The sequence below is a fragment of the Streptomyces sp. NPDC026538 genome, from assembly GCF_055567535.1.
In genome coordinates this window covers 74379-88721 of the sequence record NZ_JBVHQG010000006.1, presented here as the reverse complement: position 1 = coordinate 88721, position 14343 = coordinate 74379, and the positions used below count along the sequence as shown (strand labels likewise).

13 protein-coding genes and 1 pseudogene are annotated in these 14343 nt (G+C 68.9%); 10 read left to right on the top strand and 4 right to left on the bottom strand.

From position 1 onward, the window contains the following. Positions 1-119: 119 nt before the first annotated feature. The gene (locus tag ACZ4N4_RS24175) at positions 120-833 is read right to left on the bottom strand and encodes a VOC family protein (RefSeq protein ID WP_467591999.1); all 714 of its coding nucleotides are present in this window, start codon (positions 831-833) and stop codon (positions 120-122) included. 596 nt (positions 834-1429) lie between these two features. Between ACZ4N4_RS24175 and ACZ4N4_RS24170 the strand changes: the two genes are divergently transcribed. Next, complete coding sequence (locus ACZ4N4_RS24170) at positions 1430-2065, top strand: maleylpyruvate isomerase N-terminal domain-containing protein (RefSeq protein WP_467591997.1); 636 nt, start codon at positions 1430-1432, stop codon at positions 2063-2065. A 621-nt stretch (positions 2066-2686) separates the two neighbouring features. Here ACZ4N4_RS24170 and ACZ4N4_RS24165 read toward each other — a convergent pair. Next, on the bottom strand, positions 2687-3061 hold the full coding sequence (locus ACZ4N4_RS24165; protein WP_467591995.1) for a cupin domain-containing protein: 375 nt from the start codon (positions 3059-3061) through the stop codon (positions 2687-2689). 68 nt (positions 3062-3129) lie between these two features. Between ACZ4N4_RS24165 and ACZ4N4_RS24160 the strand changes: the two genes are divergently transcribed. From ACZ4N4_RS24160 to ACZ4N4_RS24145, 4 genes and pseudogenes are all read left to right on the top strand, one after another. Further along, positions 3130-3570 (top strand): MarR family winged helix-turn-helix transcriptional regulator, encoded by a 441-nt coding sequence (locus tag ACZ4N4_RS24160; protein WP_467591993.1) that lies wholly within the window; start codon positions 3130-3132, stop codon positions 3568-3570. Positions 3571-4304: 734 nt separating this feature from the next. After that, positions 4305-4844 carry an ArsR/SmtB family transcription factor gene (locus ACZ4N4_RS24155; RefSeq protein ID WP_467591991.1) on the top strand — a complete coding sequence of 180 codons (540 nt, stop codon included), beginning with the start codon at positions 4305-4307 and terminating at the stop codon, positions 4842-4844. Next, positions 4841-6127, top strand: a complete 1287-nt coding sequence (locus ACZ4N4_RS24150) for an MFS transporter (RefSeq protein WP_467591989.1) — start codon at positions 4841-4843, stop codon at positions 6125-6127. Before ACZ4N4_RS24155 ends, ACZ4N4_RS24150 begins: the two co-directional genes overlap by 4 nt. 66 nt (positions 6128-6193) lie before the next feature. Further along, positions 6194-7011 (top strand): annotated as a pseudogene (locus ACZ4N4_RS24145) (transposase); the annotation flags it as partial. Between the two features lie 402 nt (positions 7012-7413). Here ACZ4N4_RS24145 and ACZ4N4_RS24140 read toward each other — a convergent pair. Next, positions 7414-7545 (bottom strand): hypothetical protein, encoded by a 132-nt coding sequence (locus ACZ4N4_RS24140; protein ID WP_467592885.1) that lies wholly within the window; start codon positions 7543-7545, stop codon positions 7414-7416. Between ACZ4N4_RS24140 and ACZ4N4_RS24135 the strand changes: the two genes are divergently transcribed. The 4 genes from ACZ4N4_RS24135 (at position 7516) to ACZ4N4_RS24120 (ending at position 11126) form a co-directional block, all read left to right on the top strand. Beyond that, a complete protein-coding gene (locus ACZ4N4_RS24135; protein WP_467591987.1) occupies positions 7516-9135 on the top strand; it encodes an FAD-dependent oxidoreductase in 1620 nt (539 codons plus the stop codon). The two genes, ACZ4N4_RS24140 and ACZ4N4_RS24135, sit on opposite strands and share 30 nt — an antisense overlap. A 102-nt stretch (positions 9136-9237) precedes the next feature. Further along, on the top strand, positions 9238-10101 hold the full coding sequence (locus tag ACZ4N4_RS24130; protein WP_467591985.1) for an acyl-CoA thioester hydrolase/BAAT C-terminal domain-containing protein: 864 nt from the start codon (positions 9238-9240) through the stop codon (positions 10099-10101). 2 nt (positions 10102-10103) lie between these two features. After that, positions 10104-10271, top strand: a complete 168-nt coding sequence (locus tag ACZ4N4_RS24125; protein ID WP_467591983.1) for a hypothetical protein — start codon at positions 10104-10106, stop codon at positions 10269-10271. Between the two features lie 462 nt (positions 10272-10733). Further along, on the top strand, positions 10734-11126 hold the full coding sequence (locus ACZ4N4_RS24120; RefSeq protein ID WP_467591981.1) for a VOC family protein: 393 nt from the start codon (positions 10734-10736) through the stop codon (positions 11124-11126). Between the two features lie 253 nt (positions 11127-11379). Here ACZ4N4_RS24120 and ACZ4N4_RS24115 read toward each other — a convergent pair whose 3' ends face one another. After that, positions 11380-11508, bottom strand: coding sequence for a hypothetical protein (locus tag ACZ4N4_RS24115; RefSeq protein ID WP_467591979.1), 129 nt, complete (start codon positions 11506-11508; stop codon positions 11380-11382). Positions 11509-11960: 452 nt separating this feature from the next. On the opposite strand from ACZ4N4_RS24115, the gene ACZ4N4_RS24110 reads away from it, so the two are divergent. Beyond that, positions 11961-14261 carry a molybdopterin-dependent oxidoreductase gene (locus ACZ4N4_RS24110; RefSeq protein WP_467592799.1) on the top strand — a complete coding sequence of 767 codons (2301 nt, stop codon included), beginning with the start codon at positions 11961-11963 and terminating at the stop codon, positions 14259-14261. The last annotated feature ends 82 nt before the right edge of the window (positions 14262-14343 follow it).

The following is a 14343-nucleotide window of genomic DNA, read 5'->3' as shown; positions in this document are numbered from 1 at the left end:
TTCGGACGCCGGGCACCAAGGTGGCGTGCTTGTTCTCGTCAACCTGCGTCTGCAGTGTCCGGGGCGTGTTTGACCACCGCCGCGGCAACCGCCGACCGCGGCTTCCAAGGGGTCTGGCTTCACTGGTGTGTGAGCACGCGGAACTCATTGCCGTCGGGGTCGGCCAGCAGCACCGCGCCGTCCTCGCCGTAGGTGGAGTCGAGACGCTTCGCTCCGAGGGAGAGCAGGCGATCGACCTCCGCCTGCTGATCGCCGTCCGGTGCGAGGTCGAAGTGCAGGTCCTTGCCGGGGTCCGGCATCAACGGTGGACCGCCCCACGTGATCTTCGTACCACCGTTCGGTGACTGGATGGCGGTCTCCTCGTCCTGGTCCCAGACCAGCGGCCAGCCCAGCGCCTCGCTCCAGAAGTAGCCCACGGCCTGCGAACCATCGCAGGCCAGCGCTCCGATGAAGCCACAACCGGCGAGGAAGCTGTTGCCCGGCTCGATGACACAGAACTCGTTGCCCTCGGGGTCGGCGAGCACCACATGGGCCGCGTCCGGTCCCTGGCCGACGTCGGCGTGCTGCGCGCCGAGGCTGAGCGCCCGGGCCACCGTCTTCTGCTGGTCCTCCAGGGAGGAGCTGGTCAGGTCGAAGTGCAGCCGGTTCTGGGCGATCTTCTGCACTTGGGTGGGGCGGAAGGCGACCCGGTACCCGGCGTCATTCCCGGATATCAGGGCGACGCTGTGGTCGGAATCGTCGGCTCTCTCCAAGCTCAGGACCCCGGACCAGAAACGCGCCAGGCGGTCCGGCTGGTGCGCGTCGAAGGAGAGTGCGATGAGTCGGCTGGTCATTGCGTCACGCTTCCTTGGTCCGTTGAGCGCCAACTGTCGGCAGGGCGCCATGTCAGCGCCTCGAACGAGGGTAGTTACAGCTCTCCCGCGCGGAAGTGCTGAGCTGCTGCTGATTTGTTGATCGGGGCTGTTGCCGTATCGCTGTCCTCAGACACGTGGGACGGCGGCCCACCGGTCACGGTTGATTCCGAGCGCCTTGTACGGACGTACCCGCGGTGCACACGGCACGGGCGCCAAGGGGCAACGCGACCGAGGCCGTTCGCGGCTCGGGGAGGAGACGAGAGAGAACGGCGCGCCCTGGACCGCCCCGTGAACGGTCACTTCTTCCCGCTGCCGAGGATCTGGCCGGGCAGGTCGGGTCGCCGAGTGGGCCGGTGTCCGGGCCGCGCGGCTCGCGTGCGTGGTCCCGGGGCCGGCGTTCCTGGCGGCGACCGCGCGCCTGGCGAGGGCGGACAGCACCACGGGATGAGCACGTCGATGACCCAGGCGGCTGTGCCGGTTTCTCCGGGGGCCGTCTGTTGGTGACTTCGGGCGTCGGGCCTTGCTCCTCGGCGTCGCTGCGTAGGGTTGGGACTCCGGAGGGATCAGGGGGGCTCGTGAGTCTGAAGAACGCTTACTTGGAGACCGCCGCGCAGGCCGTGGCGTTGCTGGACGCACCGGAAGTGGCGGCCTCGTGGGAGAAGCCCAGCGCGTTGGCGCAGTGGACTGTCGGCGGTCTGGCCGGCCACCTCGCGTATCAGGTTTTCAGCGTGGATCCGGCGCTGGAGGGCCCCGCCTCTGAGCAGGAACCCATCCCTGTGCTGGAGCACTATGCGCGGGCCCTGTGGATCGACTCGCCGCTCGACGGCGAGATCAACTCTGGGATTCGGGCGAAGGGTGAAGGCATCTCATCTGACGGTGCGCGACGGCTGGTCGAGCGGATCCGTGTCTCACTCGACCGGCAGCGAACCGGCCTTGAGGAGGTGCAGGGTGACCGGGTGGTGTTCATGCCTCAAACAGGGTGGGCGTTGAGGCTGGACGACTTCCTCGTGACGCGGATGGTTGAGCTCTCTGTGCATATGGATGACCTGGCGGTCAGTGTGGGCCTCGGCGCTCCGGAGCTTCCCGGCGACGCTCTCGATCCTGTCCTTGCCCTGTTGACCGGGCTCGCCGTCCGGCGCCATGGCCAAGCGGCCCTGCTCCGGGCCCTGACTCGCGCGGAGCGGGCACCGTCTGCGATCAACGTGTTCTGAACGCTGCGTCAGCTCGCGTCAGCCCGTTCGGCCTGGGCTTTGGTGTGGTCACCACGCCGCGCGGCTTGATGCGCTCCCTCGGCCTGGTCAAGCTCGTCGCCGCCGGGGACAGCGCGAGCGGCTGGTTCCGCGAGGACGACCCGAGCTTCATGATCGCCCGGCAGCAGGAGGCGCTGGAGAGCCTCGCAACGGCCCCGCAACCTGCCGACGGAACGAGGCGGAAGGCCGGGTACGCATCGGCGTTACGCACCGAGGCCGGGCCGGCGTTCATGGCGCACCGCACCGATTCCTCCGCCAACTCACTCGCCATAGACAGAGGCCGGCAGGTCCCTCAAGGTGGCTGCCGACGCCTCTGTGGACGCGATCGAGGCGGCGGTCGCCACTTGGGAGGAGCACGGCGCACCGGGCACCGCTGCGTTCGGTGTGACCGTCTCCCGCGGCCTTCGGTCCGTTCACGTGCGCCTCGGCCGGCGTGCGGGCGGCCGCGGGGTTCGGTGCCGGCGGCCGTCGCAGCGCAGTGCCGGCCGGTGCAGGAGCTCGCCCAGCAGCAGAAGGCGGAGGGCTCGGCGGCGACCGAGGTGCCGCTGATCCGGGAAGCGTGACCACAGGCCCTCTGCGGGCCTAATGAGACCAGGGCGGCGTGATGGTGTTGCCGTCGGCCAGCTTGGCAGTGAGCCCGACACGTGTGGTGACCCATATGTGCGCGGGCTGGTCGGTCATGTTGGCGACGGCCAGTTCGGAGCCTGCCGGAGCCACCGCCGCGTCATCGACGCCGAGTTCGGCGCTCTCGCCGTCGATGGTAAGCCGAAGGCGACCGGACAGAACGTAGAACGTTTCCTCGTGACTGATCGTGTGGGCCGGGGCCACCGTTTTGGCCGGGATCTCACCGCGCCAGGCGGCGAGATCCCGGCTCCCCGTGCCCGGACGGACGTAGGAAACGAAGCGGGCGCCGTGGAGCTCGTGCACGACGGCTTCGTGACTTCTGATGAAGGACACGCCAGCCTCCTTATAGACAAGGTACTTGTCTATAAAGACAAGCAGCTTGACGGCTTATAGCCAAGCCCATGGATGACGCTCTGGCCTTCTCCGCAGTCGTGTTGGCACTCTCCGGGCAGTTGGTGCAGGAGATCCACGCTCGCGTGTCCCAGCAGGGATTCGAGGACCTGCGGCCGGCACACGGCTTCGCCTTTGCCCGAATCTCCGTCGGCGACGCCACTACGGCCGACCTGGCCGAGCACCTGGGGGTGACCAAGCAGGCCGCCGCCCAGCTGGTCGAGGAACTGGTCCGCAAGGGATACGTGGAGCGGCATCCCCACCCCTATGATGCCCGCGCCCGGCTCCTGGGGCTGACCGAGGCCGGCTGGGCCGCCACCCGGGCCGCCGACCAGGCGGCCCGGGCAGCCGTCGCACCATGGCGGGAGGCGCTGGGCGAGGCGCGCTTCAGCGAATTGGTCGCCGACCTGACCCGGCTTACGCCACCGGGACCGATCCGCCCCGCCTGGTGAGCCGGTCAACCACCGGCCCGGACGGCCGTAGGTCAACAAGGAGGAGCCGGGCAACGAATCTGCGCATCCCCGTGTCGGGGATGCGCAGGAAGTCGTGAATCCCACAACCCCCCCGAAGTGCTCCCGGAGTTGACCACTACGGAGGCGACTGGCCGGCGGTCCACGGCAGGCAGGTGATATCAGTCGGTGACGTAGGTGCACCGGTAGCGGCGCGTACCGTGGCGGCCGATCGGTGGAGTCCTCGTCGGTCATGAACCGGTTGGAGGCCGCGGAGACGGCGTTGAGCACGCTGGGGTCGCCGAGGTCGTTGGCGTAGGCCTCACACTCCTTCACCGTCCAGGCCGGCCCGCCCGAGGTCCAGGCCTCAGCAAGCGGGACCAGGTGGTCGACGTCGAGCCTCCCCGTGCTGCCAGGTACCGGTCGTCGTACGGGCTGTCCCAGCTGCCCCCGGTCAGCGGGTACTTCGCGCCGATCTCGGGGGAGGCGACGGCCTCCTCGGGGAAGCCCTCGGCGCGGGTGTCGCAGCGTTCTTGTCCGCGTCAGTCCAGTGCTTGAACGCGTGCCGGGTGCAGCGGGCGCGGCTTTCGTCCGCGACGGTCAGGGCGGCCAGTGCGTCGTGGACGGGCAGGGTGATCGAAGGCCTTTTGACGGCTCTCGCGCGCCGGGCGGCAGATGCCGGAACTCCGCGTGCAATCCCCTTGCGAAATGGTCAAGAATCGTTGACCATTTCTCGCATGCCTGCCGATGACCTTCCCGAGACCTTTCACGTCACCACTGACGAGCAGCTGCGCGCCGTCTCCAATCTCACGCGTCACCGGATCATGGCCGTGCTCCGCTTCGAGCCGGCGACGATCACGCAGATCGCCGAGCGCGTCGGCCTGGCGAAGGGGAGTTCCAGCTATCACGTACGGCTGCTGGAGCGGGCCGGCCTGGTGAAGGTGGTGCGGACGCGGAAGGTGCGGGGGGTCACCGAGCGGTACTACGCGATGGCCGCGCGGGCGATCGTGCTGCCGGATCCGGGCGAGGGAGGGCCGGATGTGCTGATGCGGCATGCGGTGGCGGACTTGGAGGCAGCGCCGGCGGATGGCGCACGGCACGTGCGGATGGCGCATCTGCGGCTCACCGAAGAGCAGTTCGCAGAGCTGGGGGCGCGGCTGCAGGCGCTGGCGGACGAGTACCGGGAGCTGTCCGATCCGTCGCTGCCGGACGCGTCACTCGTCTTCGCACTGTTCCACCCGGCACCGCGCCTGCAGGCCGAAGGGGACGCCAAGTGACCTCAGACATCCAAAAGCTGCCGACCGGGTTCGGACGGCTGTGGACCGCACAGACGGTGTCCTCGGTCGGTGACGGGGTGACGCATGCCGCACTGCCGCTGCTCGCGTTGACGTTGACGCGGGATCCGATGGCGCTCGCCGTCGTCACGGCCGCCGGAACCCTGCCGTGGCTGCTCTTAGGGGTCCTCGGCGGTGCGCTGGTGGACCGCTGGGACCGCCGGCGCACGATGTGGGTCACGGACACGGCACGTGCGGTGCTGCTCGCGATACCGGCGGCAGCGGCCGCGCTCGACGTGCTGAGCATTCCACTGCTCGCGGCCGTCGCCTTCCTCCTCGGCCTCGGCGGACTCTTCTTCGATACGGCCGCCACGGCCTACCTGCCGGATCTGCTCGGCCGCGACCCCGCACTCCTGGAGCGGGCCAACTCCCGCCTGCGCGGCACCCAGACCGCCGCGTCCGGCTTCGCCGGGCCGCCCGCGGGCAGTGCCCTGCTCGTGCTCGGGCGGGCAATCCCGCTGCTCGCCGACGCGGTCTCGTTCGCGCTCTCCGCACTGCTCGTACGGTCACTGCCCGCCGCACCCCGGCCCGCACCACAGGCCCGTGAGTCGCTGCTGCGGCAGGCGCGGGCCGGCGCGTCGTACGTATTCCGGGATCAGCTGCTGCTCGGGCTCGCACTGCGTCCGGCCGTCGGGAACATCGCCTTCCTCGCCGTGGAGACCGTACTCGCCCTCTTCGCGCACGATCGTCTCGGCATCGACACCCTCGGCTTCGGCCTGCTCCTCACGGCGGAGGCCACCGGCGGTCTGCTCGGCGCAGGCATCGCCTCCTTCCTCGGCCGAAGACTCGGCACCGGGGCCGCGCTGACCTGCACGGCCGCAGTCGAGGGATTCGCCATCGTGGGCCTTGCCGCCGCCCCGAACCCGTATGTCGCCGGCCTCGCGCTCGCCGTCTGCGGAGCGGGCATGGGCGCCACGATGGTGCTCGCGCCCTCCCTCCGACAGGCGATCGTCCCCGCCCACCTGATGGGCCGGGTCGCCTCCACCTCCCGCATGCTCGCCATGTGCGCCGCCCCGTTCGGCGCCTTCCTCGGCGGCTGGCTGGCCACCACCTACGACGTACGCACCCCGCTCTACACCGCGGCCGGCCTCCTCCTCACCATGACCACCATCACCGCGACCATGACCAGCAACCGCCGGGTCACGGCAGCGCTGCGTGCCGCCGCCCAGGCCGATGATCCAGGTCGCCCCGAATCCCGGGACCGCGTTCAGGAAGGTGCCATCTAGGGCTCCGCGAGATTGTTGAGCCAGTGCTGAGCCCAGCCCGCGTTCCCCGGCCTCGACTGGCTATCCGTGCGCGGGGACACGCTGTTCGAGCTGACCGACACTTTCTTGTGCGCGGACGGGCCGGTGACCACACCGGTGGACCCCATGCTGACGGCCGAGCGCCGGCGCGGGCACGGCGCGATGTACGACGCGCCGAACCGTGGGAACGTCGATGTACCCCGGCTGCGGCAGGTCCCAGGCCGGGCTGCAGCCCGGGGCCGCCGGCGGGCGTCTGGTCCTGGCGGTGGACATCACCCACTGGCTCCGGCCGCACGCGCCAACCAGTCCGGGCCGCTTGTTCTGTCACGTCCATGGCCGTAGCGGGCGCTCGTCGGACCAGTTCGTGCCCGGCTGACCCTACTCGTTCGTCGCCGCCCTGGAGTCGGGCCGAACCCCGTGGTGCCAGATCCACCGGCGAACTCCCCGTCATCGGGGGCACGTTGATCCGCCTGGAGCCCGACGGCCTGCCCGGCGGCCACGCACCTCTCCCCATCTGGCTGTGGGCGTCGGCGTCCGGCCTGCCGGGCGAGAACACCGACCTGCGCCGGCAGGATTTCCTGCGCAGATTCGATCCTGACCACACCTTCCGGATGATCAAGCAGACGCTGGGCTGGACCCGCCCGAAGCTCCGCACATCCCAGGCAGCGGGCCGGTGGACCTGGCTGGTCGTCTCTGCCCACACCCAACTCCGGCTCGTCCGGCCGCTGGCCGCGGACTTCCGCCGCCCCTGGGAGAAGTCGGCCGAGCCCGGCCGGCTCACCCCTGCCCCGGTCCGCTGGGGGTCCAGGAACCGCCGCCCGAACCTGCCCTGCCCGGCCCGTGCACCGAAACCCACCAGACCTGGCGGCTGACGAACTGGACCTGTCCTGCGCGCTCGCGCAGTTCCCTCCGCCGTCGGAGCCCGACGGCGTGGCGGTGGGCGGGGCCGTCGCGATCGAGGGCGATCAGTGGATGGTGATGCTGATGGCCTACGGGGAAAATCGACCGTCCACGTCGACCGAGGCGTTCCGCTCCGCATGCGCGAAGATGCCGCCGGTCTTCAAAGAGGCGGCCAGCGGTCGCGTCACCCGCGAGATCCCGCCGAGGCGACGTTCGGCGCCACCCGGGGCCCTGCGATCCCCGACACGCCGTCGTCTTGGAGTGCATTCAATCGCAGCCGACCTCCGACCAAGGTCTCGCCCTTGCCTACCGGCCTACAGCCCTGTGCAGCGGCGGTCCATCGCGGCCGCGATACGGCATCCGGGCGATCACTCAGGCGTGATCGGCCAGATGTCGTCAGAGGTGGGGGAGAGTCCTCCATGGAAGCGCTGGTACAGCACGGCGCTCCAGACCCTGGAGGAGACGATCGTATGAACGATAGCGGTGACGGTGACGAACATGTACCCGTGCTGATTGCCGGGGGAGCGCTCGTAGGACTGTCCGCATCGTTGTTCCTCGGGCGCCTGGGTATCCGCCACCAGGTTGTCGAACGCCGCGCGACGCTGTCAGAGCACCCGCGCGGCCGGCGCACCAACATGCGGACGATGGAACTCTTCCGGACCGCAGGGCTGGAGCCGGCGATCCGACGGGCGGCGGGAACCCTGTCCCACAACCGGGGCATCCTCCGGGTGGACACGCTGCACGGCGAACACCGGGAGTGGCTGCAGGCGCCGGTCACCGGCAGACCGCCCGAGGACGGTCTTTGTTCGGCGGTTCGCTGCGATTGCCCCCAGAGCGACCTCGAACCGGTGCTGCTGCGGGGCATCAGGGAACTCGGCGGGGACGTACGGTTCGCGACGGAGCTGATGTCGTTCACACAGGACGATCGTGGGGTAGCGGCTGTCGTGCGCGACACGGAATCCGGTGAGTCCCGCACGCTGCGCGCGGACTACCTGCTCGCTGCCGATGGACCACGCAGCACCGTGCGCGAGCGGCTCGGCATCGGGCAGACGGGACCGGGAGTCCTGTTCAACCGCCTCAGTATTGCCTTCCGCAGCAGGATGTTGCGCGAGATGGTGGGGGAGGACCATTTCGTCCTGTGCTACGTCACCGATCCTGCGGGCCAGGGCGTGCTGCAGCCCGTGGACGACAAGGAGCGCTGGATCTTCCAGCTGCCCTGGTTCCCCGAAAGGGGACAGACGGCCGAGCAGTTCACTGACGAACTGTGTACCGAGCACATCCGCGCGGCGGCCGGAATCCGCGACCTGGATATCGAGATCACCAGCAAGGCGCCCTGGTGCGCCGCGGAGCGGCTGGCGGACGTCTACCGGGACGGCAGGGTGTTCCTCGTCGGTGACTCGGCACACGAAATGCCACCGACCGGAGCCTTCGGCGCCAACATCGGCATCCAGGACGCACACAACCTCGCGTGGAAGGTCGCCGCCGTCCTGCACGGCTGGGCGGACCCCCGCCTGCTCGACACCTACGAGGCCGAGCGCCGCCCCCTGGCCCAGGCCATCAGCGCACGCTCGACCGCTCAGGCGCGCAGCGACCAGAACTCCGGTTATACCGCCAGGAAATCGGCGGGCTACTCCGAGGTACCGATCACGATGGCGCTGGGATACCGCTACACGTCCCCGGCGGTGGCCGGTGCCGGCGGACCCGTCGTCCCCGACGTGTCGCGCCTGTGTGCCGACCCGGGCACCCGCGCCCCCCACATGCAGGTCGTACGCGACGGTGAGGTTCTCTCCACCATCGACCTGTACGAGCACTCCTTCGTCCTGCTCTGCGGGCGCCCGGACTGGTCTGAAGCGGCGCGTAGGTCGGCCGGACGGCTGGGTGTGCCGCTCGAGGCCTACCTCATCGGCAGCGGAGCCGCGTACGACCTCGACACCGGACAGGGTCCCGACTGGTCGGCGGTTCACGGGACGACCCCCGACGGCGCGGTCCTCGTACGCCCGGACGGATTCGTGGCCTGGAGGACCGACGATGAACCGGCAGCCGACGGGAGCGAACTGGACGACGTGATCCGGCGGCTGCTCGGACGGTGAACGACGGCCGACGACCGTGCTCCCGCATGCTTGCGACAGAGGTGCCGTTGGCGCGCTTGGGGCATCTGATCCGCTCAGGGTGGCCTCCGCTAGGTTGACGGCATGGCCGCCTCAATAGCTGAGTACGAACTGACCGAGCCGTGGGCCGGCTTCATCGCTGAGCCTCTAGAAGGTGGCGGCAGTGCGGGTGTCCTAGTGCTGTCCGGATCGAGCGGCCGGATCGAGAGGGAACGATGTCGGCTCTTCGCCCGTGCCGGAGTGGTCGCAGCGACGGTTCGGTGGTTCGGTGGGCCCGGGCAGCCGCCCGGCATCTGCGAGGTTCCGCTGGAGACCTTCGTCGAGGCGACCGGGCTGCTGCGTGAGCGTGGAGTTGAACGCGTCAGCGTTCTGGGGCTTTCGAAGAGCGCCGAGGCGGCCTTGCTGGTGTCCACGCTCTCGGAATGTGCTGATGCTGTGATCGCGCTTGCCCCCTCGTCGGTCGTCTGGGCCAATGTCGGCCCTGGACGTGACGGCCGGGATCGCCCTTATCGATCGAGCTGGACATGGCAGGGGCAGCCGCTGCCCTTCGTTCCTTATGCCGAGTCCTGGCTCCCTCCAGAGCCTTCAGGCGGACTGGTCGCCGTGCTCGACTGGTATGAATGCAGTCTCAAGGCATACGAGGACCGCCTCGACGCCGCAGCTATCCCGATCGAGAAGACCGACGCCGATCTGGTGTTGGTCGCGGGCGGCGCTGACAAGATGTGGCCGTCCGTGCGGTTCGCCCAGGAACTTGCTGACCGGTGCACTGCCGCCGGGCACGAGGCGATTGTGATCACCCAGATCGACGCGGGCCACCGCATCACTTTCCCGAACGAGCAGGCACCACCTCCATCTACTCGCTTTGACCACGGTGGAACCCCGGAGGCGGGCGCGGCGCTGGGAGCGGTCGCCTGGCCGCGCGTGATGGCGGCCATCCGCGGCTTCTGAGCATGTCGGGCATCGCTGCTCGGGAAGCCGGATCCCCCAAGACCGTCCTCATCGGCTTCGCTCGCGCCCTGCAGGGCTGGCTCCGCAAGCCCCAGGCCCGCCGCCTGCTCGACCGGATCACCGGCACCGTCATCGGCGTCTTCGGTATCAGGCTGGCACTCAGCAACTGACGATCCGAAGGCCAGGGTCCAGCGACCTGCTCAACAGCGGACCCAGATCAAGATGGACGCGAAGTGGTGTGCGGCCTGGTAGGCAATGGCGAGTTTGTCCGTCCGTAGGGCCAGGCGTTCTGATGGGGTGACGAACTCGAAGGTGTTGGTCAACCGGCGAGAGTGGTGTCTGTCCTGGCGGGAGGTTCTCGCGTGCTGGTACCAGGTACGTATTCGAGGTGCACGGTATTCGTGCGCTAGCCCGGTACATGGTTGAGGGAGAGCGCCTGCTCTCATGGGCTCAGCCCTGGTAGTCGCAGCCTGCTGCCGACGATGCCCTGGCGGGTCCTGGTAGGCCTGGGCCGGGGTGCAGCAGACTTTGTGTCGCAGCATGCATTGGTGGTGCCACCGTTTCGCATGCGCCCATCCTTCAGCCGAGCGATGGCCAATACCCGCCCTAGCCGGACCAGAGAAGAGCGCCCCATGAAGATCCATCTGACCAGTGTCTTCGTCGACGACCAGGCGAAGGCCGAGCATTTCTACACTGAGATTCTCGGCTTCGTGAAGAAGCACGACGTCCCACTGGGCGGGGAAGCCCGATGGCTGACCGTCGTCGCGCCCGACGAGGTCGACGGCACCGAACTCCTCTTGGAGCCCGCGGGCCACCCCGCGGTCAAGCCCTACCGCGAGGCGCTCGTCAAGGACGGTATCCCCCTTGCCCAGTTCGCCGTCACCGACGTAGAGGCGGAGTACGAGCGCCTGTATGCCCTCGGTGTGCGCTTCACCCAGGAGCCCCTGGCCATGGGTCCTGTCACCACCGCCGTCTTCGACGACACCTGCGGCAACCTGATCCAGATCGCAACGCAGGCGCAATGAGCAGTCGACCGTGACTCCGGCCGGGCGGAGCGGAAGGTGGCTTCCCGGCCGGACCGGTCGCGGTGTGCAGTCGACTTTTCCCACGTCAGGGCGTTAAGAGCCGACGGGTGGCAAACCGCTCCGGTCTGATGGAGGCTCTGATGTGCCACGGGTCTGATGGAGCCGGGTTGCCCGAGAATTGACCGTCCAGCAGCGTCCGGAGGCTGTCATGCCCCCTTCGCGCTCCCGACGACTGCCTGGGACCGGGCGGGGATCAGCTGTGGGCGCGGGACGCGTCGGAGTCGAAGTCCGCTCGTGCCGGCCAGTTGTCCCGCCGTTCCCGCGCCACTGCCGCGCGACTGCCGATCCGCTCGCCGCCGGAGCCGACCCTTTCTCCGCTCAAGGGCCTGTTCCCTGTCAAGTCGTGCGTGTTGAGGACTCTCAGACCGATTGCCGGCCTCCCAGGGTGCGTGCCCCGGGAGCCTCGTCGTGGATTCCGGGCTGTTCTCGGTCCAACGTCAGATTGCCCAGTGCCTCCGGGCCTCGGCGGTGACCGTACAGTTCCGCGCCGGCTGCGGCACTCCAACCGTCCCTCGACGCCCTTGGAGCGAGGTGGTCCAGGACCTTGACGCTGGTGTCGGACGACGGTCAGGTCGCGGTCGACAGAGGTGCCCCGGGCTCCGGTTGAGTGGCGGCGGTGGGAGTCGTGCGCACCGTCAGGGTTGGGCAGCGTCCGCCAGGGGGAGCCTGTGTCCTGCGGACCGCTGACTGGCGCGGAACCCCTGTGGTGTAGCGGCCGTTGTTCGAGAGCCGGAGAAACTTCAGGGATGGAGTTGATGCACGGTGGAACGACGCATGCCGGTGGCGACGCACTGGGGCAGTTTCGTAGCCGTGGTCGATTCGGGTCAGCTGGTGCGCATTGAGCCCAGGGGTGATGACCCCGCGCCGTCGCCGATCGGCCCGGGCATGGTGACGGCTGCTGAGGACAGTGCGCGTGTGCTGCGTCCCGCGGTGCGCAAAGGGTGGCTCAATGGCTTACCGCGCGCCGATGAAACGGCCAGAGGTGCGGACGCCTTCGTAGAGGTCAGCTGGGACGACGCGCTCACGCTGGTGAGCGAGGAATTGCGCCGAGTGCGCGCACAGCACGGGGACAGCGCGGTGTTCGGCGGCTCGTACGGCTGGGCCAGTGCGGGCGGGTTCCACAATGCGCAGGGTCAGCTCCAGCGGTTCCTGGCGTTGGGCGGGGGCTACACCGACTCGCGCAACACGTACAGCACCGCCGCTCTTGAGGTCATCCTTCCGCATGTGATCGGCGGGGCTCCGTGGAGCTACCAGTCCCGGATGCCGATGTGGGACGAGATCGCCGAGAGCTGTGAGCTCGTGGTGGCGTTCGGTGGGCTGGCTCTGAAGAACAGCCAGATCAACCCTGGCGGGCTGGCCCGGCACCAGACGCGGGACCTGCAGCGGAAGTGCCGTGAGGCCGGGGTGCGGTTCGTGAACGTCAGCCCGATCCGCAGTGACACCGCCGACTTCCTCGACGCCGAGTGGCTGCCGGTCATCCCCAACACCGACACCGCCTTGATGCTCGGCATCGCGCACACGATGCTGGTCAACGACTGGTACGACGAGGACTTCCTCACCCGCTGCTGCGAGGGGTTCGACCGCTTCGCCTCCTACCTGACCGGCGACGTGGACGGCGTCGTCAAGGACGCCGACTGGGCCGCGAGGATCACGGGCATCAGCCGAGACACGATCCCCGATCTCGCCCGCCGCCTGTTCACACAGCGTTCCCTCATCATGGTCAACTACGCCATTCAGCGGGCGGACCACGGTGAGCAGCCGATCTGGATGTCCGTCGTGCTGGCGGCCATGGCGGGTTCGCTGGGCCGGCCCGGCTGCGGCTGGGGCGCGGGCTACGCAACGATGGACGCGACCGGTGTTGCCCCGGGCCGCCCGTCTGTGGCGTCGATGCCGCGGGTGGCGAACCCTGTTGCGGACTTCATTCCGGTCGCCCGGATCGCCGATACCCTGCTGGAACCGGGCGCGACCATCGACTACGACGGTCAGCGCCTGACCCTGCCGGACCTGCGCCTGATCTACTGGTGCGGAGGAAACCCCTTCCACCACCACCAGGACCTCCACCGCCTCACCCGAGCCTGGCAGCGCCCGGACACGGTGGTGGTCCATGAAGCCTGGTGGAATACCACGGCGAAGTTCGCCGACATCGTGCTTCCCGTCGCGACCAGCCTGGAGCGTGACGACTTCGCCGCGGGGTTCTCCGACCCTCACCTCGTCGCGATGCCGAAGGTCCGCGAGCCGGCCGGCGAGGCACGCACCGACCACCAGATCTTCGCCGCTCTGGCTGCCCGGCTCGGCTATGAGCGCGAGTTCACCCAGGCGCGTTCCGAGATCGAATGGGTCCGGCACCTCTACGTCCAGACACGGGCGGACCTCGGCGACGACGCGGCCCTGCCAGACTTCGACGACTTCTGGCAACGCGCCTCCGGTGTCGAACTGCCGGCACTCAGCGGGCCGTTTCCTGGCAGCTTCGAAGCACTGCGCTCCGATCCGCAGCGCTTCCCCCTGACGACGCCGTCGGGCCGGATCGAGATCTTCTCCGAGGAGATCGACTCGTTCGGCTACGACGACTGCACCGGACATCCGACGTGGTTCGAACCCGTGGAGTGGCTTCGCGCCGACCTGGCGGACCGCTTCCCGCTGCACCTGATCTCGAATCAGCCTGCCTCACGCCTGCACAGCCAGTACGACAACGGTGGCCACAGCCTCAAGTCAAAGATCCACGGCCGCGAGCCCGTAACGATCAACCCGCAAGATGCGGCATCACGCGGTATCGAGAACGGCATGATCGTGCGCGTCTTCAACGACCGAGGCAGCTGCCTGGCGGGCGCGACCCTGTCGGACGCCGTTATGCCCGGCGTCATCCAGCTGTCCACCGGAGCGTGGTGGGACCCGGCCCAGCCGGGCCGGAGCGGAACCCTGGACCGCCACGGCAACCCGAACACCCTCACCGGGGACCGCGGGTGCTCGCGTCTGTCCCAGGGACCCAGCGCGCACAGTGCTCTCGTCGACGTCGAGGTCTACCACGGGCCGGTCGAGGAGGTACTCGCCTTCACACCACCACACCTCGAACACTGAAACGACGCCAACTCAACCACGGGCGAGTTTGCCGAGTTCACCCTCGTCGGGCGCCCGGTCGGCAGGTCCGGCCGGTGCCCAG